Here is a 24,320-nt window from a genome sequence, read left to right on the forward strand (position 1 = left end):
TAAACTATTATATTATTAACCCTTTACTGCGCCTGATGTCATACCTTCTACAAGTTGTTTTTGTCCAAATATAAAGATCAATATGGAAGGTAATATTACCATTACAATACCTGCCATTATAAGACCAAAGGATTGGTTTTCTGAAAACTGAAGCATACTTATTCCTATCTGTACTGTTCTTGAACTATCCTTACTTGTCACAAGTAATGGCCATAGATATTGATTCCAAGTTACTAAAAAAGTATACACTCCTAATGAACCTACTATTGGTTTTGACATAGGCATTACTATTTTTATTAAAAACTTCAAGCTGCTGCACCCATCAATTTTAGCTGCTTCATATAACTCTTTAGGCAGTGTCAAATAATATTGTCTCATCATAAATATTCCCATAGCTGAACTTAAATATGGTACTACAAGAGCTTTATAGCTATCTAACCATCCAAATGATCCTACTGTTAAATAATTAGATATCATAATTGCTTCAGCTGGAATCATCATTGTTGCTAGCATTAATACAAATAATATATTTTTTCCCTTAAAGTTAAAAAAGGAAAAAGTAAAAGCTGCCATACAAGAAGTTATAATCTGACCAAAGGTAACCAATAAAGATACAACAAAACTGTTTACTATAAATTTAATTACTGGTGCTGTATTTAACGCATCCACATAATTTTGAATGTAAAAACTCTTTGGTATTAACTTAGGTGGAAAAGAAAATATCTGCTCCGGCGGCATTATACTAATAAGTAATGCATATAAAAGAGGCGCTACAGCCATTAATGCAAATACTACATTTACTACATAAAGAAGTACTCTATTTAATCTTTTATTCATTTCTGTGTCACCTCCATTAGTTATAAAACACTTTATTTTTTTCATATCTAAATTGAAGCATTGTTATAACAAGCATTATTATAAAAAGAATTATGGACTCAGCACTTGCTATACCAAATTTATTATTAAAAAATGCATCCCTGTATATTGAATATACAAGCACATTAGTAGCTTCTCCTGGTCCCCCTAAAGTCATGATGTTTATTTGTCCAAAAGTTTGAAATCCATTTATTATATTGATTACCAATACAAAGAACAAAGTTGGTGATAAACAAGGTAATATTACATTTTTTAAACATTGAAAATAATTTGCTCCATCTATTGAAGCGCTTTCTTTTAATTCTTTAGGAATATTTTGAAGACCTGCTGTAATGAATATAAAATTTATACAACTATTCATCCAGATAGTAACAATAGATACTGCAATTAATCCCCAAAACGGACTAGTAAGCCATCCTATATTTTTTTTAAGTACATAGTTAATTAAGCCTATACTTGGATTAAAAAGCAGAAGCCAAATAATAGAAGCAGATGCTGATGATACAGCCATTGGCATAGCATACATTGTATTAAAAATACCCTTAAATTTCAATTTATTATTACATAATAAAGCTGTAATAAGTCCTATTAAGATAGATGGGAATGTAGTTAAAATTACAAATTTAAATGTAACTAATATGCTATTTATAAAAGACGGTGAGTTAAAAAGTTCCCTATAATTTGTTAATCCTGCAAAAGAACCTATTTCACCTTGAGCATTAGTATTAAATAAACTCAAGTAAATAGTTTTAAAGAATGGAAAATAAGTAAAAGCTAAAAAGATAATTAAACAAGGAATAAGATAAAAATATGGCTCTAATTTTTTCAAAATTCCTTTTTTGACTTGAATTCTACTATCAATGGAATCCAATTTTTCTACTACTTGTTGCATTTATATACCTCCATGTGTTCCACGTTTTTCATACATATGGTAACACTGGAATATTATAAAAAGTTTATGCATTTGTTAAAAAAAATTTACATTAAAAAATATTGATTTATAATATAATTATGTGATGTTAAGTAATTATAATGATACCAAATTATACAAGTCCAAAGACTAAAAATGAGGGAACTAACTGCTTGGGAAGTTCCCACTAATATTACATATAATACGGAGGAATACTTAATGGAAAAACGATTTAAATTAAAAGATACCTTAAATTCACCAGCAGTATCTACCGAAATACATCCTAACGTAGATGCTGCCTCTATAAAAAATTTTAGTTTTCCCAACAATACTACCATAGTAACTATAACTAAAATGAGTGGTGTCACAGTTATTGTTGATGGTGAAAATGTTATTTTACCCGATTATTACAAGGTTGAAGGAAGAATCAATGAACGAACTGGTATAGGATTTGATGGTCCTGCTGAATATTATATTGGTTTCGAATTATGTCTTCCTAATGAATGGAATGAGCGCTTTTACTTTGAAGGTGGCGGCGGCAGTGATGGCATCATACCTCCTAGAATAGGTATAAGAAAAGTTGGTAAAGTTCCTGCTTTATCTAGAGGCTTTGCAACAGTTGCTACAGATGGTGGACATCAAGGCAATACTGATTGTAAATTCGGTTACGATCAACAAGCAAGAATTGATTATGGATACAATGCCATAAATCAAGTAACTATTACAGCAAAATCCATTGTTAAAAATTATTATGGAAAGCCACCTAAATATTCATACTTTATGGGTGCATCAAATGGTGGAAGACAAGCCCTAGCTATGGCTCAACGTTTTCCTGGATATTTTGATGGAATTATTTCAGGTGCACCTGCTCTGAATTTAACAAATGCAGCTATTGCAGAAATGTGGGCTAATCAAATCTTTGCAAAAATTTCAAAAAAAGATGAAAACGACAGACCACTTATATATACTGCCTTCTCTGAAGCTGACATGAAACTTGTGTCGGATACTATATTGAAACAATTTGATAGCGCTGATGGATTAGAAGATGGTATTATTTTAGACATGAATGCTGCTAGAAAGTTTGATCCATCAACATTACCTAGAAAAACTAAAAATTTACCAGGATTAACTGATGAACAAATAAATGCTTTAAAACTATTATTTGATGGACCTAAAGACTCTAAAGGTAATGTATTATATTCCAATTGGCCGTGGGACCCAGGAATTTTAGATCCAGAATGGCGTTCATGGACTTTAGGAACAGAAGACTGTCCTCCAAGAAATGTTTCTCTTGGTGTAGAAAGCATGGCCCGTGTATTTACAACTCCTATTCCAGAAGAATATGATTCTAGTAAAGCATTAGAATGGTCCTTAGATTATGATTTTGACACTGATCCTTCAAAGTTGATCCTATCTTCTTCATTCATCAATAATGTGTCAACATATCTTGAACCATTTAGAAAATTAGGTGGAAATTTAATTCTATATCATGGTATGGCTGACCCAGTTTTTTCCGCTTATGATACAATTAATTACTATGATAAACTTATAGATGCAAACGGTGGATTAAAAGAAACCCAAAAATTTGCAAGACTTTTTTTAGTTCCCGGTATGAACCATGTTGAAGGTGGGCCTGCAACTGATCAATTTGATGCTTTAACAGCCATTCAAGAGTGGGTAGAAAAAGATAAAGCTCCTACTATGATTGTTGCACACGGTTCTAAGGACAAACCATTTGAAGACATAAGCCGACCATTATTTCCATACCCAATGCAGGCTGTTTATAATGGTAGAGGAGATACTAAATCCGCTTACAGTTTTGTAGCTAAAGAGCCTGTAAAATAACGTAAATATTATGATTTAGTAAAGAATAAAGGAGGAAATAATCCTTCTTTATTCTTTGGACTTTATTCTTTTTAAATATTGCCTTTTAACAAATATTGGTGTTGTAAGCAATAAAATGATAGCTCCAAATAAAAATGGACCTTGAAGTATTCTATTTAGAAAAAAAGTGTTAAATATTTTATAATTTTCGTCAATAAAAAATTCTATACAATAAACAAATGGAGTCATAGCAAGTACCAAAATACTATTTCTCTTAATCTTTTTTTCATAAATATTTTTTATATAACTTATATCATCTTCATTTAAATCCATATCAATTCCGAAATAATTTTTTATCATTTTTTTATCATAGTTCATAAATTTTAAACTTATATAAAATAGTAATGGCATTATTACAAACATTTCAAACATATGGAATTCTATCAAGTTAAATCTCACTACAGCTAAAATTAATACAAATATAATTAATGCAAAAAATTTTTTTAATAAATTCATAACCTTATTAGTGAGTGAATATTTTTAAAATACCCATCCAACTAAATATTCAACTCCTTCCATTAATATCTTTGCTTTTATAGTTAATACTGATATATTAACAATTAAAGTAAATTTAATAAAGCTATTTTTGTTTAATAATACAAAAATAGCTTTAAAATGTCGTTATATTGTGTTATATGTTATCTTACTAGCCAACCACCATCAACGGCTAAAATATGTCCATTTACATAATCTGACGCTCTACTTGCTAAAAACACTACTGTTCCCATCAAATCAAATGGTTGTCCCCATTTAGCTGCTGGTATTCTTGATAATATTTCATTATTTCTATTTTTATCAGCTCTTATTGGTGCAGTATTAGCTGTTTCTATATATCCTGGCGCTATTGCATTTATTTGTATATTGTGACAAGCTAATTCATTGGCAAATGCCTTTGTTATTCCTGCTACTGCATGCTTACTTGCTGTATATGGTGGAACAAATTTTCCTCCTTGGAAAGAAAGCATTGATGCTACATTAATTATTTTTCCTGCTTCCTGCTTTACCATAATATTAGCTACATCCTTACTCAAGTAGTAAAGAGCATTTAAATTTATATCCATAACTGCTTGCCAATCTTCATCCTTATACTCAAGTAATGGAGTTCTTCTTATTGTCCCTGCGTTATTTACAAGTATATCTATCTTTCCATAGACCTCCATACATCTTTTCACTACTTTTTCTCTATCTTCTTTTTTTGTTAAATCAGCTTGAACAAACTCTACTTTTCTTCCTGTTTCTTTAATTAATTCTCTTGTTTCTTCCCAGTTTGTACCATGAGTTGATATTAGCAAATCTGCTCCAGCCTTTGCTAAAGCTACTGCATATCCTTGTCCAAGTCCTGTATTTCCTCCTGTAACAATTGCTACTTTTCCATCCAATTTAAAAAAATCCATTGAAAAATCTGATAATGACATAATTTTTCCTCCTTAATATTTCTATATAAACTTATATGATTATTTAGCTATTTCACAATTTTTAGCCATGTTTTCTTGAGCTGCATTTTTCCCAACTATTTTCTTTCTATTTATTATCATTAACGCTAGAGTTATTACTGTCATAATAGCAGCACCTATGAACTTTAAGTTTGTTAATTTATATATAGCCCAAGGAAGTGGACTTGCAGCATAATCAACACTTGCTACCATACTTGATCCACCTGGCAATTTTACACTAGCTAATTTAGCTGCTTCTGTAAATATTGGTGCTAAACTAGTAGCAAACAAATCTCCAACTACTAACATAATTAAACCTATTATAAATGTTTTGAATACATCTCCCTTTGTTATTGGAAGTACTAATGGAAATATATATATTAAGCCAGCTAAGCTAGTTAATGGCAAAAATTGATTTCCTGGTATTATAACTGATAAGAATAATATAAAAGGTACAAGAAGCAAAGATACAACCAAAGTTGTAGGATGTCCAATTACTAATGCTGGACTCATTCCTATAGATAATCCTGAACTATTTTTAAATTTTTTATTTATCAATTCTTGAGTCGCTTTAGAAATTGGCACTAATCCTTCAATAAAGAATGATGTTATTTTAGGTATCAAAACCATTACAGCTCCCATAGTTATTCCTAATTTCAAAACATTATTTACTGGATATCTAGCAATTACCCCCAATAAACATCCTATAATTGTTCCTAAGAAAACAGGATCTCCAACTACTCCAAATTTCTTTTGTAGTGCTTCTGCATCAAAATCTAAATTTTTTATTCCTGGTATCATATCTAATAATTTGTTTAACACATATGCAAATGGCACAAATGCCACACAAAATCCTTGCGGAATAGATATTCCCTCCATATTATCATAATATTTAGCTACTCCTTCACTAGTAAAGTCAGCAATTATTACTGTTATTATGAAGTTTATAACTGCAGCAAATAACCCCCACCACATACTTCCAGTTGCAACTGATACTATAGAGCCTGTAAAAGCAAAATGCCAATAATTCCAAATATCTATGTTTACTGTTTTAGTTGTCTTTGTCACTAGCATGATAATGTTTACTATAAGTCCTATAGGAATCATCATGGCTCCTACCTTTGTTCCAAAAGCTATAGCTGACGCTGCTGGCCATCCGATATCGATTACATTTAAATTTAATCCAAAGTTTTTTACCATGTGATTAACTGCTGGTCCTAAGTTGTCTGACAATAAAGCAGTAACTACACTTAATCCAACAAATCCTACTCCTACAAATAAACCTGATTTTAGAGACTTTCCAACCTTAAGGCCAAGTAATACACCAAGTATGGTAAATATTATTGGCATCATAACACTAGCACCTAAACTTACAATATAGTTTAATACTTGCATACTTTTTCCCTCCTATTAATCCTTTATTTTGTTTCACATTATGAAACTTTGTATCACAATGTGGATTATGTTTTCATTATACGATATCACGTTTCATTTTTCAAGAGAAAAAACAAAAATTTAACAAAATCTTTAGTATAATTTCATTTACATTTTTTACTACTTCAATTAATTAAATATAAGGTAAATAATCAAGTAATTCTTAAACTCAGGTGGAGTTTGCTTATGAGGAATACCTCTTACTTGAGCAGGTAGTCATCGGATAAAAAAAAGAACTTGGTTACATTTAACCTCTGTAACCAAGTTCTTTTGATATTTTATTTGCACATTCTAAAATCATTTTTGAAAAATATTCTATTTTATCTTCTGTAAAAGTTATAATTGAACTGGATAAACTAATTGCCCCAGATACATTGTTTTTATGATCTTTTACTACCGTTCCTATGCATCTTATTCCTATTTCAACTTCTTGATCATCAACAGCATATCCTTTTTTTCTTATTTCTGATAAGCTTTCTTTTAATTTCTCAATATCAACTATAGTATTTTCAGTAAGTTTTTTTATATCACTACCATTCCAAATTTCTTCTACTTCTTCTTCTGACATCTGAGACATCATAGCCTTACCCATTGCTGTGCAATACATAGGTTTTCTCATTCCTATTCTAGTGTACATTTTCATGGATTTCTGAGGTTCTACTTTGGCAAGATACATGATCTCATTTTCTTCCCTCACTACTAAATGAACAACCTCATTAGTCTTTTCCATTAGTTCCTTTAAGTAGGGCTGTGCTATTGTAACAAAATCCATTTTTTCAACTTTTTTATTTCCAAGTTCAAATAGTTTTAATGTTAAACCATACTTACTAGTGTTTTTATTTTGTTTTATATATCCTTTCCATACTAATGTATTTAAAAGTCTATAAACTGTACTTTTATGTAAATCAACTTTTTCAGCTATTTCAGTTATACCTAATCCATCTTCATAATCAGATAATACTTCTAAAATACAAAGTGATCTATCAACTGATTGAACTATCTCTGCCATTTTAATTGTATCTCCTTCTTCAATTTAGTAAATTTAATATTATATTACTATAAACATATATTTTCTTAATACATTCTATCATATATTTTTAAATAATAGAACATTCGCTAAGTTATAATTTGTTCATGCTAAATATTTGATATGAGTACATCTCTTATTTCAATTTCAGTACCTTCTGGTGCTTTAATTTTAAATAAATATCCATCTTCAACTTTATAAATTTCCTCTCCATTCTTAATCTTAAAATTGCTATAACCTAATTTTTTTATTCTATTAAATTCTTCATGAACATCATCAACTAAAAAACATATATGTACTATTCCCTCATTTAATGAACTCCAATTATTTAACTTGTCTCCTTGTTTAGCCGTCTGCAGCTCAATCATAAATGTTCCTAGTTTTAACCATGTGTTAAACGCCCGTTTGTGAAAATTAGCTGTTTCTTTAACTAACTCAAAACCTAGTATTTCAGTGTAAAATTCAAGTGATTCCTTATATTTTTCTGTTTGAATACAAACATGGTGAATCATTTTTATACTCATAGCTTTATCTCCTTTAAGAATGTATCTTTTGATAATTTTTTCCCCAATCACACATTGACTTTAAGATGGGCTTCATACTTTCACCCAACTCAGTAAGTCCATATTCTACTTTAGGAGGAACTTCCGCATAAATCTTCCTATAAATTATACCATCTCTTTCTAATTCCCTTAATTGAAGTGTCAATGTTTTTTGAGTAATATTATTTAATAATCTTTGCAATTCATTAAATCTAATTACTCCTTTTGATAAGTGCCAAAGAATTGACATTTTCCACTTTCCACTCAATATATTTATAGTAACATCCATAGGACATTGAGTTGTTATTTCTTTTGCCTTTGCCATCTTAACTCCCCTTTACATATTTCAATTAATAACATTATAGTATCATTTACTACACTACGTTTCAAATTTGTGCGTACTTTAAATGAATTACTTTTAATGATATTCTCTTAAATAGAAAAACTTATTTGATATTTATCAGTGATTATTTTCAAGCTTGGATAATCTTAAAATATCCCCATAATATTTAAATAAAAATTATTTAATTTAAGAAAGAAGGAAATCCTAAATGATAATTGATAGTCACGCTCATGTAATGTTACCAACAGAAAAACAGATATTAATGATGGAGGAGGCTAATATAGACAAAACTATATTATTTTCTACAACACCTCATCCTGAAAAAGCTAACGATTTGAAATCTCTAGAAAGTGAACTTTCTGTACTAAATAATATATTATCAAGCAGTACTTCAGTAAATGAAAGAATTGAAAATATCAAAAATACTACAAAAACATTAAAAGAAGTTATAGATAAAAATCCATCAAAATTTATAGGTTTTGGCTGTGTTCCATTATCTTTAACCTATAATGAAACAGCAGATTGGATAAGTAATAATATAATAAAAAACAATTTTTATGGTTTAGGTGAATTTTCGCCTATGTCTGGTAAAGTGAAGTCCTTAGAAACAATTTTTCAAGCTTCTAATGAATTAGGTCATTTACCTCTATGGGTTCATACATTTTATCCATTGAATTTTGATGATATTAAACAACTTATTGATTTATCTAAAAAATATCCAAAAGTACCCCTAATACTAGGCCATATGGGTGGTACTCACTGGCTTGATGTGATAAAAATTGCTAAGGAAAACTCTAACATCTATTTAGATGTATCTGCTACCTATACAATTTTAGCTCCTACTATGGCAATCAAAGAATTGCCTGAACGTACATTATTTAGCTCAGATGCACCATATGGAAACCCTCTTATATTTAGAAAAATAATTGAAATGAGCAGCCCAGATAAAAAAATTTCTGACCTGGTACTAGGTGGAAATATATCAAGATTATTAAATTTATAATATATCACATTGGTAATATTTAAACATTTTCAATAACACAGCCTAAAACATTTTCTATCATTAGGCTGTGTCATAATTCACTTATTCTAATTTTGAAACCTTTATATACTATTGTTTCTGATTATGAATTTGAAATTTATAATTTTTAAGATTGAACAAATTTTATATTCATGTCAAATTAAAAACTATATATGAATGTTATAATTTCTTAGATTATCTCTTAAATCCTTAGGACTTTTTAATAATATAGTTTCAAAATTAAGCTTTCTTGCACCTTTGACATTAATTTCTGTATCATCTATAAAAATTGATTCCTTAGGATCTATATCATATTCCTCTATTATCCTTTTATATATACCAACTTCTGGCTTTAATAATCTTTCTTTATATGAAACAATTCCTCCATCAAAAATTCGAAAAAAATCATACTTGCTAGTTACATATTGAAATGCTAATAAATGAAAATTAGATAAGAAATAGATATTATATCCAGAGCTTTTTAAATCTCTTAAAACCTTGATTGAATCCTCAATTGGTGCAAGAAGTTCATACCAATTTTCAAAAGCAAGTTTTATTAACTTCTCATTTCCTGCACTGTTTTGAATTATAATATTTATAGCCTCTTCTTCAGTAATGGTTCCTCTATCAAGCATTGCCCATTGCTCACTTTGAAATATTTCTTTATATATTTCTGAAACTTTATTAACTTCAGTAATTTTTGTTTTTAAATACTCCTTAGGTTTAAAATTCAACAATACATTTCCTAAATCAAATATAATGTTTTTATACATAATCTGCTCTCCTTTTTGATGTTATTATTTTTTCATTTCAATAGCTTCTAGATTTTCAACGTTTTTAACTAAATCATAACTCAATATTCTTTTCTTTAATATTTAAAGCAATTCCACCAACTTTTACTTCATTAATTTCCTCATTATCAACTATCAAACTAGCTAAAATCTCTGATGGTTTTTTCATAGAATATCCTTGCTCGAAAGATAAATTTCCAATACTTTCTTGTGAAACAAGTCCATATTTATATAAATAACAGCTTAATGCCCCATTTGATGTCCCTGTTGCAGCTTCCTCATAAATATCATACAAAGGCGCAAAATTCCTGCAGTGAGCTGTAGAACCATGTTCCGTTTCCAACGTAAAGACATGATATCCAACAACATTTTGTTTTTTACTAATATGAGCTATTTTCTGAAAATCAGGTTTCATTTTATATAATGACTTCAATGATTTAATTGGAATTAAAATATCCTTTAATCCTGTAGATACAATTTGAATGGGAATATCACTCATGATCTCCTCTTCATCTATATTTAACGAATCAGCTATATCTGCTTTATTTGGCACTTCATAAAATTTAGGCTTCATCTGATTCATATATATCATATTGTTATTTCTGCATTCCACTTTTAAAATGCCGGCCTTAGTTTCCTGAGTGTACTGACCTGATTTTATTATTCCCTTGCTTGCCAACAAATAGAAAGTTCCAATAGTAGCATGTCCACATAAATCAACCTCCTTATTAGGAGTAAAAAAGTTAATCTTAAAATCAGCCTTATTGGATTTCTTAATAAAAGCTGTTTCTGAGAATCCAACCTTTCCTGCAACTTTTTGCATATCATTTACTGATAAAGAATCTGCATTTAAAACAACTCCAGCAGGATTTCCTCCATTATCTGTTTTAGCAAAAGCATTTAATGTATAAACTTTTATTTGCATTTAAAATTCCCCTTTTATATAAAAATTCTATTTGAATTCTTTCATTTTTATTAATATTATACATCTTATTTGAATTCATTTGAGTTAATTTCAAACTTTGATCTATATAATTTAGAATAATATTTACCCTACAGTGAAAAAATACTTATTGCAATATATAAAATTAAAGGGGTTGATTATAATGAAAATTGAAGCTTTTTTTAGTGGTATAAAAAATGCCAACAGTGCTGTTGAAAAATTAAAAGCAGAAGGTTTTAATAAATCAGTAGTAGATTTAAATGATCATTATGTGGAATATAATGATAGAAATGATCCTCCAAAAGCCATAAATGAGGCTGGAACTTTATCATCTCTTGTGCTTAATTCTGGAGGACTTTCTGATGATGTTTCAAAAAGACCTTTAGCTGCAGCAAGTCCTATGGTAAGCGGCATGGGTGGCTTTGAAGAAATAACAGATGTAAATTATAGGGTAATTGTAAACTTAGAGGATAAAGATGCTGATAAAGCTAAAGATATTATAAAAAATGCTGGTGGTGATTTAAATAACCCTAATTTGGATTTGCCTCATAGATTAGAAGATATTCATCCAAAATTATAATTCTTACAAATTATCTTATTTGTAATTTATATTTAAATATAATTTTTAAAATATTATAAGGTGGTGATTATTTCGAAAACAATTAAAGCAATTTCTGTAATTTTAATAAATCTTTTAATTACTTCCAGCTTTAGTGGATGTAGTTTTAATAAAAATAGTTCAAAGGCTCAACAAAGCACTCCAAATGCTACAAATACTGCTTCTTCAAATGGCTCTACCATAACAAGTGCTGCTGAAAAAAATAATACCATCTGTAGTTGGTATTACAACTACCTTTGCAAGCAATAGAAATAAGGAAGTTCAAGGTGTGGGCTCCGGAATGATAATTGATAATAGTGGATACATACTTACTAATAATCATGTAGCTGGAACTAATGCTAAAAGTATAAAGGTTTCTCTATATGATGGGAGGGATGTTTCTGCAAATCCTGTATGGTCAAATGAAGGCTTAGATCTTTCCATAATTAAAGTAAATGAAAAAAATCTTACTCCTGTACAATTAGGAGATTCCTCTAAAGTTAGAATAGGCGAAACTGCTATTGCTATAGGAAATCCATTAGGATTAAAATTTCAAAGAACTGTTACTTCAGGAATTATAAGTGCCATAAACAGAACTATTGAAGCTAGTGAAGGCACCTTTATGGAAGATTTAATTCAAACAGATGCTTCTATTAATCCTGGAAATAGCGGTGGACCTCTTTCAAATATAAATGGAGAAGTCATTGCTATAAATTCCGCAAAAATTACCAGTGCTGAGGGTATAGGCTTTGCTGTACCAATTAATATAGTTAAGCCAGTGCTAAAAAGTTTAAAAGAAACCGGCAAATTTAATACTCCTGTTATTGGAATAGTTGGATTTGATAAATCCATGGCTGGATACTTAGATATAAACTTTGAAAAAGGTATTTATATTTATGACATAGCTGCTGGAAGTGGTTCTTATGAAGCAGGACTTAAAAAAGGTGATATTATTCTTTCTATAAACGGTAAAGAATTAAAAAGTATGAACGATTTAAGAGAAACTATATATACCATAGGAGCAGGTAATACAGTAAAAGTAACTGCAAAAACCTCTACTGGCAATAAAGATTTTAATGTTAAAATAAAATCTTCTAGTTAAAAATTTAATAAAATAATGGAGCTGCTGCACTAAATAATTTACCTATAATATTATTGTAGTATTTGATTTTAATGCAACAACCCCATTAAAATAGTTTAATCTTTTATAAATTATGAAATAGCATATTATTTATACTATGCATTTTGTTTCTACTATTTAAGAATACAATATGACCTCTTTTGAAGTATGAATAAATGCTTAATAATATTAACAAGCAAATTATCATTATTTCTGTAATTATGCTTTCAACAATAAATACACTCATATTTATATCTTTAAAATACTCTATAAAAACTCCACATAATAATAAAGTAGACAAATTTAAATCAAAAGAGTCCAAAGTTTTCAAAATTTAAAATACAGCGACGAATAATAAAGCTCCTGCAATTGCTCCTACTATAGGTCCAAAAACTGGCACCCAAGAGTAAGACCAATCTGAATCACCTTTTCCTGCTATAGGAAGTACAGCATGTGCTATTCTTGGTGCTAAATCTCTGGCTGGGTTCATAGCATATCCTGTAGGACCACCTAAAGATGCACCTAAAACAAAGATTAATAATGCTACAAAAAGTGTTCCAAATCCATCAGCAGCTTTTGTAGCGCCTATACCAAGAATACCAAATACTAATGTAGCTGTAGCTAAAAACTCAGTTAAAAAGTTTGCCTTCAAATTTCTTATAGCTGGAGCTGTACAGAATATTCCAAGCTTATCAGCTTGACCTTCTGTTTCCTTCCAATGTGGCAAGAAAGTTAACCATACTAAAACAGCTCCTACAAATCCACCTAACATTTGAGCAATTACATATCCTGGTACTTCTGCTGCTGGGAATTTACCTACAACAGCTAGTCCTATAGTAAGTGCTGGATTTAAGTGAGCTCCACTTATTCCCCCAAATATATATGCAGGAAGTCCAACTGCTATAGCCCATGCTGTTGTTATAACTATCCATCCTCCACCTTGAGCTTTACTTTTAGCTAATGTACAGTTAGCACAAACTCCATCTCCTAAGTAAACCAAAATCATTGTTCCTAGAAATTCAGCCATCATCTTTGACATAATATCCTACCCCCTGATTAATTTTTTGATTTATTTAATTCTGTTATAACAATACCTACTCTTCCATTTTCTAACCTTTCTATGGAAGTCTTAACTCTTAATGTAACTCTACCTTCCCCTGTTTCATAAAATTCCATCTTTAATTATAGAAAACTCTAATCTAACATAAATGAAGTATTTACAAAGTAAGACATATCATATATCCAGAACAAAATTTTTTGTATACTTAAATAGTAATTCATATAAAATAATATTTTTGCATTCTCTATACTTATAAAAACTTAATTAACTGCTTATCTGGTCCAGATATTACGGCTTTATTTACAAACATTCCATTATCCAAAGCAGTGTTAGCACCTACTGTAACTGCATTTTTAACTGAACTTACATCTCCAGTTAAAGTTATGAAAGATTTTCCACCTATACCTATACCTAATCTAAGTTCAATTAAGTCTACATTAGCTGATTTTACAGCAGCATCTGCTGCAATTATAGCTGCGGATACACTAAAGAATTCAAGTATGCCTAAATCCTTTATCTTTTCTACATTAGTAGCTTCATTAATGGCTGGTATAACCTGATAATGCACATTTGGAAGCATTAATTTATCTACCAAATATTCTTGTGCAAATTCTTCTCCTGTATTTATAGCTGATTTTACAGCGCCAACATTTCCCGTTATGAGAATAATGTATTTTCCAGGACATATTGTTCTTGCAAGAAGTAAATCCACTTCTGCTGCTTTAACTACTCTATCTGCTGTTTCAAGTCCTTTTGCTATACTGTTTAATTCCAACATTCCTATAGTTTTTATCATACAATCACCTCTGGCTTCATAAGCTTTATAACAATCCTGCCATCTTTTATGTCTGATACAACACCATCTATGCTAGCATGTATATTGGCACCCATATTTCCTTCTTTTATTTCTCCTATTTTCTGTCCTTTAAATACTTTATCTCCTAAAGAAACTACAGCTTCAGCTGGTGCTCCTATATTTTGTTTAAGTGGTATTTCTACTTTAGAAGGTATTATTTCTTCTCCTTCTTTCAAAACCTGTCCAATATAATCATTTAGATGAAGTCTCCTGATAAGTCTCTTTGTAGGTACTTTTCTATAATCCCTTACTAAAGATGCTTCAAATCTTTTCTTATCATTTACCCACTTTATGCCTTTCTTTCTCAATTCATTTTTAAAATATACATTTATCCTTTTTGGAGATAATCCCATAGGACAAGCATACATTTCACAAACTCCACATTCACAACATATAAGTGTTTCTTTTAAGGCTTCCTCATCCTCAACGCCAAAAGCCACATTTCTCATAATTTTATGAGGATGCATAGGATGTCCTATTAAATTTCTAGGACACATATCAGTACAATAGTGACATTGTATACAAGCTGATTTTGCTTGTTTCTTCATATGCTCTATGGTAATCTTTTCTCTATTAAATAAATAGTGTTCTGAAGACAGTACTATAATAGCACCATCGGTTTTAGTTATAAATCTACTTTCTAAATCCTTCTTTAATACTCTTTTTCCCATCATAGGCCCGCCCATTATTACTGCATAGTCATCAAGTTTAGCTCCACCGCAGCTCTCTATACATTCTAATACAGGAGTACCAATAGGAACTTTAATTATTGAAGGTGTTCCAACTTCTCCTATAACCGTAACATACTTATACATAACAGGCTTATCTTCCATAGCTTCATATATATTAAAAACCGTACTGACATTAGATACTACAGCTCCTACATTTAAAGGAATACCTGCTGGTGGTATTGTCCTTCCTGTAACTTCATACACCAGTATTTGTTCATCTCCTGCAGGGTAAAATACATCTGATAAATATAAAGTTATATTAGAATTCAATTTGTCTATAGACTTCTTTAGTGCTTCTATTTCCTTTTCATATTCTTTTTTTAAACCTATAACTATATTTGAAGCTTCCACTAATTTTCCTATTTCCTCAGCAGCTTTTACTATCTCATCACTTTTATTTCTCATTATATATTTATCTGATTGCAGGAGAGGTTCACATTCCAATCCGTTAATTATAAAATATTCTACTTTACAATTAAGCTTTTTATCCGTAGGAAAACCTGCACCTCCTGCACCTACAACGCCTGCTTCATGAATTTTATCTATAAGGCTCACAAGTTACCCCCCTTTCTTTTTATGTTGAAAGTTGAGTCTCAATTCTCAACTTTCAACTTTTAAATTATACTATTCTAAAGGAATCAACCATTGTGCATCTTCTTTGTCTTGTAAATGTTACTGCATTAGTAATTCCCTCTCCTGTAGGTCCTGCTATAGTGAAGGTTGTATGTCCTTCACCACCAAAGCCTATTCCGGCATAAGATGGTGCATTCTTTACAAATATAGTAGTATCTATAGCTCTTGCCATTTTAGTTAAATTAACTACATTTTTAGAATGCATCATAGCAGTATGTCTATTTCCATGTTCATCTTCTACTGCTGTTTCTATAGCTTCATCTACATTCTTTACTTTTACTATAGGTAAAATTGGCATCATAAGTTCTTCTTGTACAAATGGATGACTATTTTCTGCTCTATAGATCAAACATTCAACTCCAGTACCTGCATCTTTTCCAATGCTTTCTAATAAGTATTTAGCATCTTTTCCTACAAATTTTTTATTTATAGAATACTTTTTGTTTTTCTCATCATAGTTTAAAACTTTACCTACTAATTTTTCTGCTTCCTCATCAGTAAGTTCATATACAACTCTGTTCTTCTTGAATTCTTTTATAAGTTCCTCATAAACAGACTCTACTACAATAGCTTCTTTTTCTGCTATACAAGGTAAATTATTATCAAAACTGCAGCCTGCTATTATGTCTCTTGCTGCCTTTGGTATATCAGCAGTTTCATCTACAACTACTGGAGGATTTCCTGCTCCTGCACCTATAGCTTTTTTACCTGATGATAAAACTAATTTAACTATTCCAGGGCCACCAGTTGCTACTACAAGTCTTATTCTCTTGTGATTTATCATAATATTTGTGTTTTCTATTGATGGTGCCTTTACAGAAGTTATAAGATTTTCAGGTCCACCTGCTTCTTTAATAGCTTTATTTAATATTCTTATCATAGTAAGACATGAATTTAATGCTCCTGGATGTGGTGAAAATACTACTGTATTTCCCCCAGCTAGCATGCATATACTATTACAAGCTACTGTAGCTGCTGGATTTGTAGATGGAGTTATAGCACCTATAACACCAAATGCTCCATGCTCTATAAGTGTAAGTCCATTATCTCCTGTGTAAACTTCTGGTCTTAAAATTTCTGTTCCTTGAGTTTTTTCAACTATTAATTTGAGTTTTAAATATTTATGATCTACTCTGCCCATTCCTGATTCTTTTACACACAAATTTGCTACTTCCATAGCATTATCCATAATTGCTTTTCTCATAGCTTGTATTAATTTTTCTCTCTGCTCTAATGAATAACTTGAATACTTTTTCTGAGCTTCATAAGATGCTTCTACAGCTTCATCCATGGTATCAAATATGCCATCGCTTTCTTTCTTACCAAACTCTTTTTTATTCATTTCCTTTAGGACTTTCTCTATTATAACGGATAATTCATTACTTTCTAATTCCATTTAAAACTACCTCCTCAAAAACTTCTACTCCATATTTAGATACAAGCATGTCCTGTTCTGCGGTTCCACCACTTACACCTATAGCACCAACTAATTTATTTCCTATTTTAAGAGGATATCCTCCCCCAAAAGTAATTACCTTTTTTAAATTTCCTATGCCATATAGTTCGCCTTCTGGAACAGCCATATCTTTAAGTTCATTTGTGGCCATTTTAAAAGCCGCAGCTGTATAAGCTTTCCCCATAGACACTTCTATACTTCCTAAAAGAGAATCATCCATGCGCTGTAACATAATTAAATTTCCACCATTGTCTACTATAGATATAACCATAGGAATCTCTATTTCGTCTGCCTTCTTTATACAATGAGAAGTTATATATTCTGCCAAATTTCTATCCAGCTTTTCAATTTTGGGATTTTTATTTGACTTTTCTGTGCTACCCAAAATATTTCCTACATTTTGATGTACCTTTTCAAATATATCCTTATAATCTATATATCTTGCTAATGAATATATAGCATCTGAAAGCCTATTTACATATTTAAGAAGTTTTTCACTTATATCATACTTTGAAATAAGTTCTGTCATATATCTCTCAGCTCTCCTTGCATCTGTCCTTGCTATATCCAGATATGAAGATTCTTCTGTTCCACCTGGAACTATAAATCCATTAATATCTGGTTTTAAACTTTCCATTTTATCAATAGTATTCTCTAAAAAATTAATGTCTTCTTCTTTTACTCTTTCTTTATAATTATCAGTACCAACCGAAGCAAGTTCAGCTCCTAATTCAAAAAGTGTCTTTTGAATTTTAAGTATTATATCTCTAATCTCTTTATCATCTATATGACTTCTTGCCATTCCAAGTGCTGAATTTGTTTCATCAATAGTGCCATAGCACCATACTCTTATATCACTTTTTTCAGTTCTACTGCCACCCACAAGACTAGTTGTTCCTTTGTCCCCAGTCTTTGTATAAATTTTCATAGGATTTCCACCACCTTTAACTGTCTGTTACTTCAACAGAATCCACAATACCAATAATAGAAGCATCTGATGGAATTACTCTTTCTGAAGTGTCAACATACCTTGCACCACTTCCTGTAACTACAAGAACTATTTCACCGTTTCCAGCTCCAACTGTATCTATAGCAACCAACGATTCTCCTATTAATTGTCTATTTTCATCCATTTTCCTAACTATAAGAAGCTTAGTACCCACAAACTTTTCATCTTTTTGAGTTGAAACTACATTTCCAACAACCTTTGCTAAAAACATGCTACTCTACTCCTTCGCTACTAGCATGTAAAGTAAAAGTATAAATTCTAACTTACTTCACACACCTTAATAATATTTTACTTCTATGCCCTTGTTATAAATATAATCCTGAGCAAGAGAGGTTATTAAAGCTCCCTGCTTCACATGCAATTCTTTGCTTCCATTCAGTGCTATTATGATATCTTGCATTGTCAAAACACCTGATAGAACCTTTATATTTTCCTTTTCTGTTTTACAAGTATCTATTTTTGCTTCTTGAGCTTTTTCTTCACAGTTATTATTTTTAACTTGCTCTACACTTTGTTCAAACTTGTTAATATTTATATCAAATTTTAATTTTTGTTGAAGTGCTTCATCTAGTTGTTCTGAATTTATAAACTTTACTCCAAAGGATACAAGTCTTTTTTCATAATCTGAAATAAAATTATTGTAGACAGGATTTTTAGAATATCCTAAAGATATATTTACATTATTGGATGGATCAAAACTATCTTTTACTGCTATTACTTCCTTATTCATCATAAGGCTCTCAGCTATGCCAAGAGTAACTAAATTATCTGATATGCCTAGTGCACATTTACTTAAAGTATTTCTAGTCATAACAGGTACTAATATTGCATCTGCTTCCTTTATAGCCTTTACCATATCATTTTTACAATTTATTAAATTTCCATTTAAACCTTTTATGCATTCTTCTGGTATAGACTTATTGGAACCATCAGTACGTACAATATCATAATGTACTATTCCATAAGAAGAAAGAGTGTTAAATATATCTTTTACATTTACAGCTCCACCACTTATAAACAATAGTACTTTTTTATTCATCATATTTAATATTTGAGTAACTATAGGCTTTATTAATTGCTCAATTTCCATCTATTACTCACCTCTTTTACTAATCAAATAAACCTTGCTTTAAGTTATCTAGTTAGTACAATCCCCTATTAATATTTTTCATATCTATGGGTATTATATCTTTATGTACACTCTAAACAGCTGAACTACTCATAGATATACCCATAGGTGTCACAAGTAATGGATCATAAGGTTTTATTGTCTCTATACCTGTATATTTTTCCACTACTTTTTCGATATCTTTAAGGCAGCAAGTTCCCCCTACTAAATAAATTGTCTTTACATCATATCCCCTAACATGATGCAAAATTATATTAGCCATTTTCTCTACTACTGGCCTTACTAGTGGAAATACTGTATTATAGTTTTCAGACTTAACCTTATATTCATCTGCATCTTCATAATCCATATCCAAACTTCCGGATATTACCAAGCTCAAATGATGTCCTCCTGTTGGTTCATCTGCTGAGTAAACTACATTTCCATCTTTTAGTATAGATATTCCTGTAGTTCCTCCACCTATATCTACAACAGCTCCATTTTCAATTTGAAGTACTTTTGAAGCTGCTGTTGGTTCATCTATTACACTTGTTACTTCAAATCCACAGGATTCTACTACATTTGTTATAACTTTTGTATTTCCTGCACTTATTCCTGGTGGAATAGCTGTAGCTGCATAATCAAGCTTTCTATTAAGTTTTTTCTCCAGCTTTTCCTTTAATTCTCTAACTATAGTAACTGCTTTTAAATATTCCACTACTATTCCATCCCTAACCACTGATGCTTTTCTCATTTCACCAGCTATAGGATTGTTATTTTCATCTAAAACAGTAACTACTATATTTGAAGTAGCTAAATCCACTCCTACTTTAAGCTTTGTCTTATTATCTATTTCTTGGGGAGTTTCAAAAGTTTTCTCCATATTCTTTATAAAGTCATTTGCCTTATCTAAATTATCCATATCAATCACCTATTCTTGCCTATAATACTTATGAAATCATTACTCTTAATTTCAGCTGCATTAGCTTCATCTGTATCTATATGAAATTCCAATGCAGATTTTGTACTTACCCTTATGAGAACATTTTTAAATATTACTCCTTTAGGTCCCTTAGTTTCAACCTGAACCAAATCTCCATCTTTTACCCCATACTCTTCTGCTTGAGGTGGAAGCATGTGTATATGTCTATTTGCACATATAACTTTATTTTTAAACACTATCATACCTTTAGGACCTATTACACATAAGCTTTCAGAGTTTTCAAGATCACCTGAATTTCTTACTGGTGGTTTTATTCCAAGAGTATAAGCATCTGTTCTCGATATTTCTACTTGACTATAACTTCTTACAGGTCCGAGTATTCTTACCTTATGAAAAGCTGCTTTTGGTCCTGCTATAGTTACAGTTTCATTAGATGCAAATTGACCAATTTGTTTTACTGGACTTTTCACTGTAAGTTCGTAACCTTTTCCAAATAGAATTTCTAAATCTTCTTGGGTTACATGTATATGTTTGTTAGAAACTCCTACAGGAATTGAAAATTCTCTATTCTTTATTTGATATTTTCCCATTATGTTTTCTACTATATCAGCTATAAGCTTTTCTTTTTTAATCTCTGCCATTTATATCACCTTGCATTTCATTGTAATGTATACACATATTCTTAGGCTGGCCTTTTCTACGAGGACACGCAGCATCATGACAAATATTGCATGTTTCGCTATCCTCTTTTAATTCTTGCTGTTTTATATTTTCTTTAGGTTCAACTATTTCTTCTTTTTTTTCTACTTCTTCTTTTTCCGTTTTTTTTTGAATATTTAATGTCTCTTTTTGCTCTGTAACTGTCTTTTCTTCATTTACTTCCTCTTTAGGTACTTCTTGCTTAATTACTTCTTCGTTTGCTGCATCTTCTTTTTTTTCATCTTGTTTAGTTACTTCTTCTTTAACTATCTCTACTTCTTTGTTATCTTCCAAAGCTTCTTTTTTATTATCTTCTTCCCTTTCAATACCAACAGTTGAATCAGACTCTATAATACCTTGAATTCCCTGTGCTGGTCTTGGTATTACCAAAGTAGATACAACTTTATTTACTTTACCTGCACTAACTTTTGCTGATTCTACAGCTGCCTTTACCGCACCTACATCACCTTTGATTTTAACTGTTACCATACCTTGTCCTCTTGTTAATTCATATCCTATAAGTTCTACATTTGCGGATTTTACACAAGTATCTGCTGCTTCTATAGCTGCAGCCATACCAACAGTTTCAATAAGCCCCAGGGCTTCTTTCATAAAAATGCCCCCTTTAACTCACAAATTTATCGATTTTTTAATATATCCATTACAGCTGCTGATATTTTCTCTATTAGTTCTACATCTGCTTCATTGGATTCATTTACATCTTTAAATGGCATTGCCTTATATAACCTAGCTGCATTGGAACCTATTTTTCTTGCTTTTTCTTTTTCATAAAAATTTAATTTTATATCTAACAATGGTTTATCTTCTTTTAATTTGTTGTAGTGAAGTACTACTGTACTTTCCTGCACACCAACAGCTATACCCATTCTAGATTTATGACAAAGAGAATAAATTTTTTCTACAAAATTCTTTTTTTCTATAGGCTTCTTTATTAAATCATAAGGTATTCCTTCTTCTTCTATACCAGCAAGAATCTCTTTAAAAAGAGATTCTTGCTCATTTTCTACATATACTAATATACTTGGCCTATCTAAAACATTATTTACCATAATAATTACCCTCTCAAGTTGTTATAATAAGATAACACAAGTCCCGTAGCCACAGCGTTCCTTGGTCCTTCTATTCCTCTTATATTTCCACTTCCACAAACTATACCATAGTGAGATAATTCTTCTGATACCATTTCTGGAATTTCAAAATCAAGAGCAGATCCTCCAACTAATACCACAAATTCTATACTTCTCAAATTCCCATTTGGTGCTGTATCTCCAAGTGCTCTTATAGCATTAGTTACAAACACCTTTTTCTTTGCATCTCTTCTAACAAGCCTTATTTTTTCCAAAGAATCCTTAGTTGGTATTGGAATCATCTCATCATTCTTTACAACTACATTTCTTGCAAATAATGAAGCATCTAAAGGCTGTTGGAAAAAGCATACTGTTCCATCCTCATATCTTAAATTGAAAAGACTTTCTACTTTAGCTAAAGGATATTTTTTTATATCTTCAGATAAGTTATAATCATCAAGACCAAGTTCTGAATTTATAAACATGGTAACCATTTCTCCTGCTCCTGCATGATGAATAGATTTTACCTTACCTTCTTTACTTATATATGCAGAATCTGTAGATCCTCCTCCCATGTCAAGTATTACAAGAGGCTTATCTGTTCCAGGTGTAGTTAATGCTCCAAGCACTGCCATGTTGGCTTCTACCCCTCCAATTACCACTTTAATACCTGTGCTTTCCTGCAACTTTCTTGCTATGTTTTCCATAGGTAACTTACTAGTTTTAACCATTGCAGCTAATGCTACAGCATTTTCTAATGCAAATTCACCAGCAAGTCCACCTTGCACTTTTTGGGGTTTAAAAGTATCTACAGCTAAAATATCCTGTATTTTTATATCTTCAATATTTTGTGATGTAAGTTCACCCATTATTTGTCTTACTCTTTCTATCATTCCACCTACATTAGTACCTGACTCTCCACTTACATCATTAAGAGGCCATACTTCACCTAAGTTTTTCATTATACCTTCAGAACCTTCTTCAATAGAAACCTTCTTTTCTGAAGTTCCAAATAAAATAAGTTTTCCTGCAGGTATAACTCTTTCTTTTACATCTCCTTCAGGAGTTCTTATAACTACTGCGGATCTGTTTCCTATTAATGCCCTTGATATAGGAATTATATGCTTAGTTTCTTCTGGTGAAAGATTAAATAAAGTAGCAAGTCCATAAGGATTAGATAGGGTTTTTATTGTTTTTCCTACTTCTGCAACTTCTACAGCTGCAAGCATTCCCATAGGTACCTTATCTATGTAAGAAACTTCATCAATAACTGGTATTTTTTTATGCAATCTGTTACATATTATAACTCCATCGTCACCTTGTGCTATAGCTCCAGTTATCTCCAAATTTCTTTCAAAACCTTCATTTAGCTTTTTTGATGCAGTTTCAAAATCAACATTTTTAGGAATAACACATATTACCTTATCATTTTCATGAATTCTTTCTAATTCATCTAAAAATATTGTTCTTCCTGTTCCTACTCCGACACCTCCTGGAGTGTCAGGATTATGCCCTATCATAGTAGATTCAGTTATTATGGTTTCTGTTATAGTTTCCATAGCAACATCACCAATAACTGGAGTAGCTTCATTTATGCATATAGTATCTAAATCACTTATGTTCTTGTTTAAGTTGCCGCAGGCATCTTTAAGAGCCGTTAAAATGCCTGCAACATTGTCTAAAGTTCCTTTTACTCCTGAGGTTTTTACTATGCTACTTGTTAAAAATTTAAGTTCGCCCTCTACATCACCTATGGCTACTTCTGTGGTAGAATTTCCTATATCAACTCCTGCTACAAGTTTCACTTAGACCACC

General features: G+C 30.8%; 26 protein-coding genes and 1 pseudogene. 4 read left to right on the forward strand and 23 right to left on the reverse strand.

The annotated features are described in order from the left end of the window. Positions 1-15: 15 nt before the first annotated feature. Together Ccar_RS14590 and Ccar_RS14595 are read right to left on the reverse strand one after the other, a co-directional pair. On the reverse strand, positions 16-837 hold the full coding sequence (locus Ccar_RS14590; protein WP_007063523.1) for a carbohydrate ABC transporter permease: 822 nt from the start codon (positions 835-837) through the stop codon (positions 16-18). Between the two features lie 16 nt (positions 838-853). Then, positions 854-1,768 carry a carbohydrate ABC transporter permease gene (locus tag Ccar_RS14595; RefSeq protein ID WP_048030108.1) on the reverse strand — a complete coding sequence of 305 codons (915 nt, stop codon included), beginning with the start codon at positions 1,766-1,768 and terminating at the stop codon, positions 854-856. Positions 1,769-2,005: 237 nt separating this feature from the next. On the opposite strand from Ccar_RS14595, the gene Ccar_RS14600 reads away from it, so the two are divergent. Next, positions 2,006-3,631: a tannase/feruloyl esterase family alpha/beta hydrolase gene (locus tag Ccar_RS14600; protein WP_007063521.1), complete on the forward strand. Its 1,626-nt coding sequence runs from the start codon at positions 2,006-2,008 to the stop codon at positions 3,629-3,631. Between the two features lie 48 nt (positions 3,632-3,679). Here Ccar_RS14600 and Ccar_RS14605 read toward each other — a convergent pair whose 3' ends face one another. From Ccar_RS14605 to Ccar_RS14630, 6 genes are all read right to left on the reverse strand, one after another. Then, positions 3,680-4,126, reverse strand: coding sequence for a hypothetical protein (locus Ccar_RS14605; protein WP_007063520.1), 447 nt, complete (start codon positions 4,124-4,126; stop codon positions 3,680-3,682). A gap of 182 nt (positions 4,127-4,308) precedes the next feature. Beyond that, positions 4,309-5,085 (reverse strand): 2-dehydro-3-deoxy-D-gluconate 5-dehydrogenase KduD, encoded by a 777-nt coding sequence (gene kduD, locus Ccar_RS14610; RefSeq protein ID WP_048030110.1) that lies wholly within the window; start codon positions 5,083-5,085, stop codon positions 4,309-4,311. Positions 5,086-5,124: 39 nt separating this feature from the next. Continuing rightward, positions 5,125-6,498, reverse strand: coding sequence for a PTS galactitol transporter subunit IIC (locus Ccar_RS14615; protein ID WP_007063518.1), 1,374 nt, complete (start codon positions 6,496-6,498; stop codon positions 5,125-5,127). Between the two features lie 286 nt (positions 6,499-6,784). Then, positions 6,785-7,546: an IclR family transcriptional regulator gene (locus Ccar_RS27235; protein ID WP_048030112.1), complete on the reverse strand. Its 762-nt coding sequence runs from the start codon at positions 7,544-7,546 to the stop codon at positions 6,785-6,787. A 128-nt stretch (positions 7,547-7,674) separates the two neighbouring features. Further along, on the reverse strand, positions 7,675-8,088 hold the full coding sequence (locus Ccar_RS14625; RefSeq protein WP_007063515.1) for a VOC family protein: 414 nt from the start codon (positions 8,086-8,088) through the stop codon (positions 7,675-7,677). 13 nt (positions 8,089-8,101) lie between these two features. Continuing rightward, positions 8,102-8,431, reverse strand: coding sequence for a winged helix-turn-helix transcriptional regulator (locus tag Ccar_RS14630; protein ID WP_007063514.1), 330 nt, complete (start codon positions 8,429-8,431; stop codon positions 8,102-8,104). 226 nt (positions 8,432-8,657) lie between these two features. On the opposite strand from Ccar_RS14630, the gene Ccar_RS14635 reads away from it, so the two are divergent. Next, positions 8,658-9,452, forward strand: coding sequence for an amidohydrolase family protein (locus tag Ccar_RS14635; RefSeq protein ID WP_007064830.1), 795 nt, complete (start codon positions 8,658-8,660; stop codon positions 9,450-9,452). A gap of 185 nt (positions 9,453-9,637) precedes the next feature. Here Ccar_RS14635 and Ccar_RS14640 read toward each other — a convergent pair whose 3' ends face one another. Both Ccar_RS14640 and Ccar_RS14645 read right to left on the reverse strand, forming a co-directional pair. Beyond that, the gene (locus Ccar_RS14640) at positions 9,638-10,243 is read right to left on the reverse strand and encodes an HAD family hydrolase (protein ID WP_007063511.1); all 606 of its coding nucleotides are present in this window, start codon (positions 10,241-10,243) and stop codon (positions 9,638-9,640) included. 73 nt (positions 10,244-10,316) lie between these two features. Further along, positions 10,317-11,186, reverse strand: coding sequence for a PhzF family phenazine biosynthesis protein (locus tag Ccar_RS14645; RefSeq protein ID WP_007063510.1), 870 nt, complete (start codon positions 11,184-11,186; stop codon positions 10,317-10,319). A gap of 181 nt (positions 11,187-11,367) precedes the next feature. Here Ccar_RS14645 and Ccar_RS14650 point away from each other — a divergent pair, with 181 nt between their 5' ends. Together Ccar_RS14650 and Ccar_RS14655 are read left to right on the forward strand one after the other, a co-directional pair. After that, on the forward strand, positions 11,368-11,784 hold the full coding sequence (locus Ccar_RS14650) for a hypothetical protein (protein WP_007063509.1): 417 nt from the start codon (positions 11,368-11,370) through the stop codon (positions 11,782-11,784). Positions 11,785-12,010: 226 nt separating this feature from the next. Next, entirely contained in the window at positions 12,011-12,904 is an 894-nt protein-coding gene (locus Ccar_RS14655) for a S1C family serine protease (protein WP_007063508.1), read from the forward strand. Between the two features lie 352 nt (positions 12,905-13,256). Here Ccar_RS14655 and Ccar_RS14660 read toward each other — a convergent pair whose 3' ends face one another. From Ccar_RS14660 to Ccar_RS14720, 13 genes and pseudogenes are all read right to left on the reverse strand, one after another. Beyond that, the gene (locus tag Ccar_RS14660; protein WP_048030114.1) at positions 13,257-13,961 is read right to left on the reverse strand and encodes an MIP/aquaporin family protein; all 705 of its coding nucleotides are present in this window, start codon (positions 13,959-13,961) and stop codon (positions 13,257-13,259) included. Positions 13,962-13,981: 20 nt separating this feature from the next. After that, positions 13,982-14,089, reverse strand: a pseudogene (locus Ccar_RS27730) (DNA topoisomerase IV); the annotation flags it as partial. Positions 14,090-14,232: 143 nt separating this feature from the next. Next, positions 14,233-14,778: a BMC domain-containing protein gene (locus Ccar_RS14670; protein ID WP_007062666.1), complete on the reverse strand. Its 546-nt coding sequence runs from the start codon at positions 14,776-14,778 to the stop codon at positions 14,233-14,235. Beyond that, positions 14,775-16,124 carry a 4Fe-4S dicluster domain-containing protein gene (locus Ccar_RS14675; protein ID WP_007062665.1) on the reverse strand — a complete coding sequence of 450 codons (1,350 nt, stop codon included), beginning with the start codon at positions 16,122-16,124 and terminating at the stop codon, positions 14,775-14,777. Before Ccar_RS14675 ends, Ccar_RS14670 begins: the two co-directional genes overlap by 4 nt. 64 nt (positions 16,125-16,188) lie before the next feature. Further along, the gene (locus tag Ccar_RS14680) at positions 16,189-17,598 is read right to left on the reverse strand and encodes an aldehyde dehydrogenase family protein (RefSeq protein ID WP_007062664.1); all 1,410 of its coding nucleotides are present in this window, start codon (positions 17,596-17,598) and stop codon (positions 16,189-16,191) included. Beyond that, complete coding sequence (locus Ccar_RS14685; RefSeq protein WP_007062663.1) at positions 17,582-18,586, reverse strand: cob(I)yrinic acid a,c-diamide adenosyltransferase; 1,005 nt, start codon at positions 18,584-18,586, stop codon at positions 17,582-17,584. The genes Ccar_RS14680 and Ccar_RS14685 overlap by 17 nt, the downstream gene beginning before the upstream one ends. A 16-nt stretch (positions 18,587-18,602) precedes the next feature. Then, the gene (locus tag Ccar_RS14690; protein ID WP_007062662.1) at positions 18,603-18,878 is read right to left on the reverse strand and encodes a EutN/CcmL family microcompartment protein; all 276 of its coding nucleotides are present in this window, start codon (positions 18,876-18,878) and stop codon (positions 18,603-18,605) included. A 66-nt stretch (positions 18,879-18,944) separates the two neighbouring features. Then, positions 18,945-19,757 carry a flavoprotein gene (locus Ccar_RS14695; protein ID WP_007062661.1) on the reverse strand — a complete coding sequence of 271 codons (813 nt, stop codon included), beginning with the start codon at positions 19,755-19,757 and terminating at the stop codon, positions 18,945-18,947. A gap of 112 nt (positions 19,758-19,869) precedes the next feature. Then, positions 19,870-20,697 (reverse strand): ethanolamine utilization protein EutJ, encoded by an 828-nt coding sequence (gene eutJ, locus Ccar_RS14700; protein ID WP_007062660.1) that lies wholly within the window; start codon positions 20,695-20,697, stop codon positions 19,870-19,872. A gap of 5 nt (positions 20,698-20,702) precedes the next feature. Further along, the gene (locus tag Ccar_RS14705; protein ID WP_007062659.1) at positions 20,703-21,359 is read right to left on the reverse strand and encodes a phosphate propanoyltransferase; all 657 of its coding nucleotides are present in this window, start codon (positions 21,357-21,359) and stop codon (positions 20,703-20,705) included. Continuing rightward, positions 21,346-22,029 carry a BMC domain-containing protein gene (locus tag Ccar_RS27585; RefSeq protein ID WP_048030116.1) on the reverse strand — a complete coding sequence of 228 codons (684 nt, stop codon included), beginning with the start codon at positions 22,027-22,029 and terminating at the stop codon, positions 21,346-21,348. The genes Ccar_RS14705 and Ccar_RS27585 overlap by 14 nt, the downstream gene beginning before the upstream one ends. Positions 22,030-22,055: 26 nt before the next feature. Then, entirely contained in the window at positions 22,056-22,487 is a 432-nt protein-coding gene (locus Ccar_RS14715) for a glycerol dehydratase reactivase beta/small subunit family protein (protein WP_007062657.1), read from the reverse strand. A 5-nt stretch (positions 22,488-22,492) separates the two neighbouring features. Then, on the reverse strand, positions 22,493-24,310 hold the full coding sequence (locus Ccar_RS14720; RefSeq protein ID WP_007062656.1) for a diol dehydratase reactivase subunit alpha: 1,818 nt from the start codon (positions 24,308-24,310) through the stop codon (positions 22,493-22,495). Positions 24,311-24,320: the final 10 nt, after the last annotated feature.

The organism is Clostridium carboxidivorans P7 (genome assembly GCF_001038625.1).
Lineage (GTDB): Bacteria > Bacillota > Clostridia > Clostridiales > Clostridiaceae > Clostridium_AM > Clostridium_AM carboxidivorans.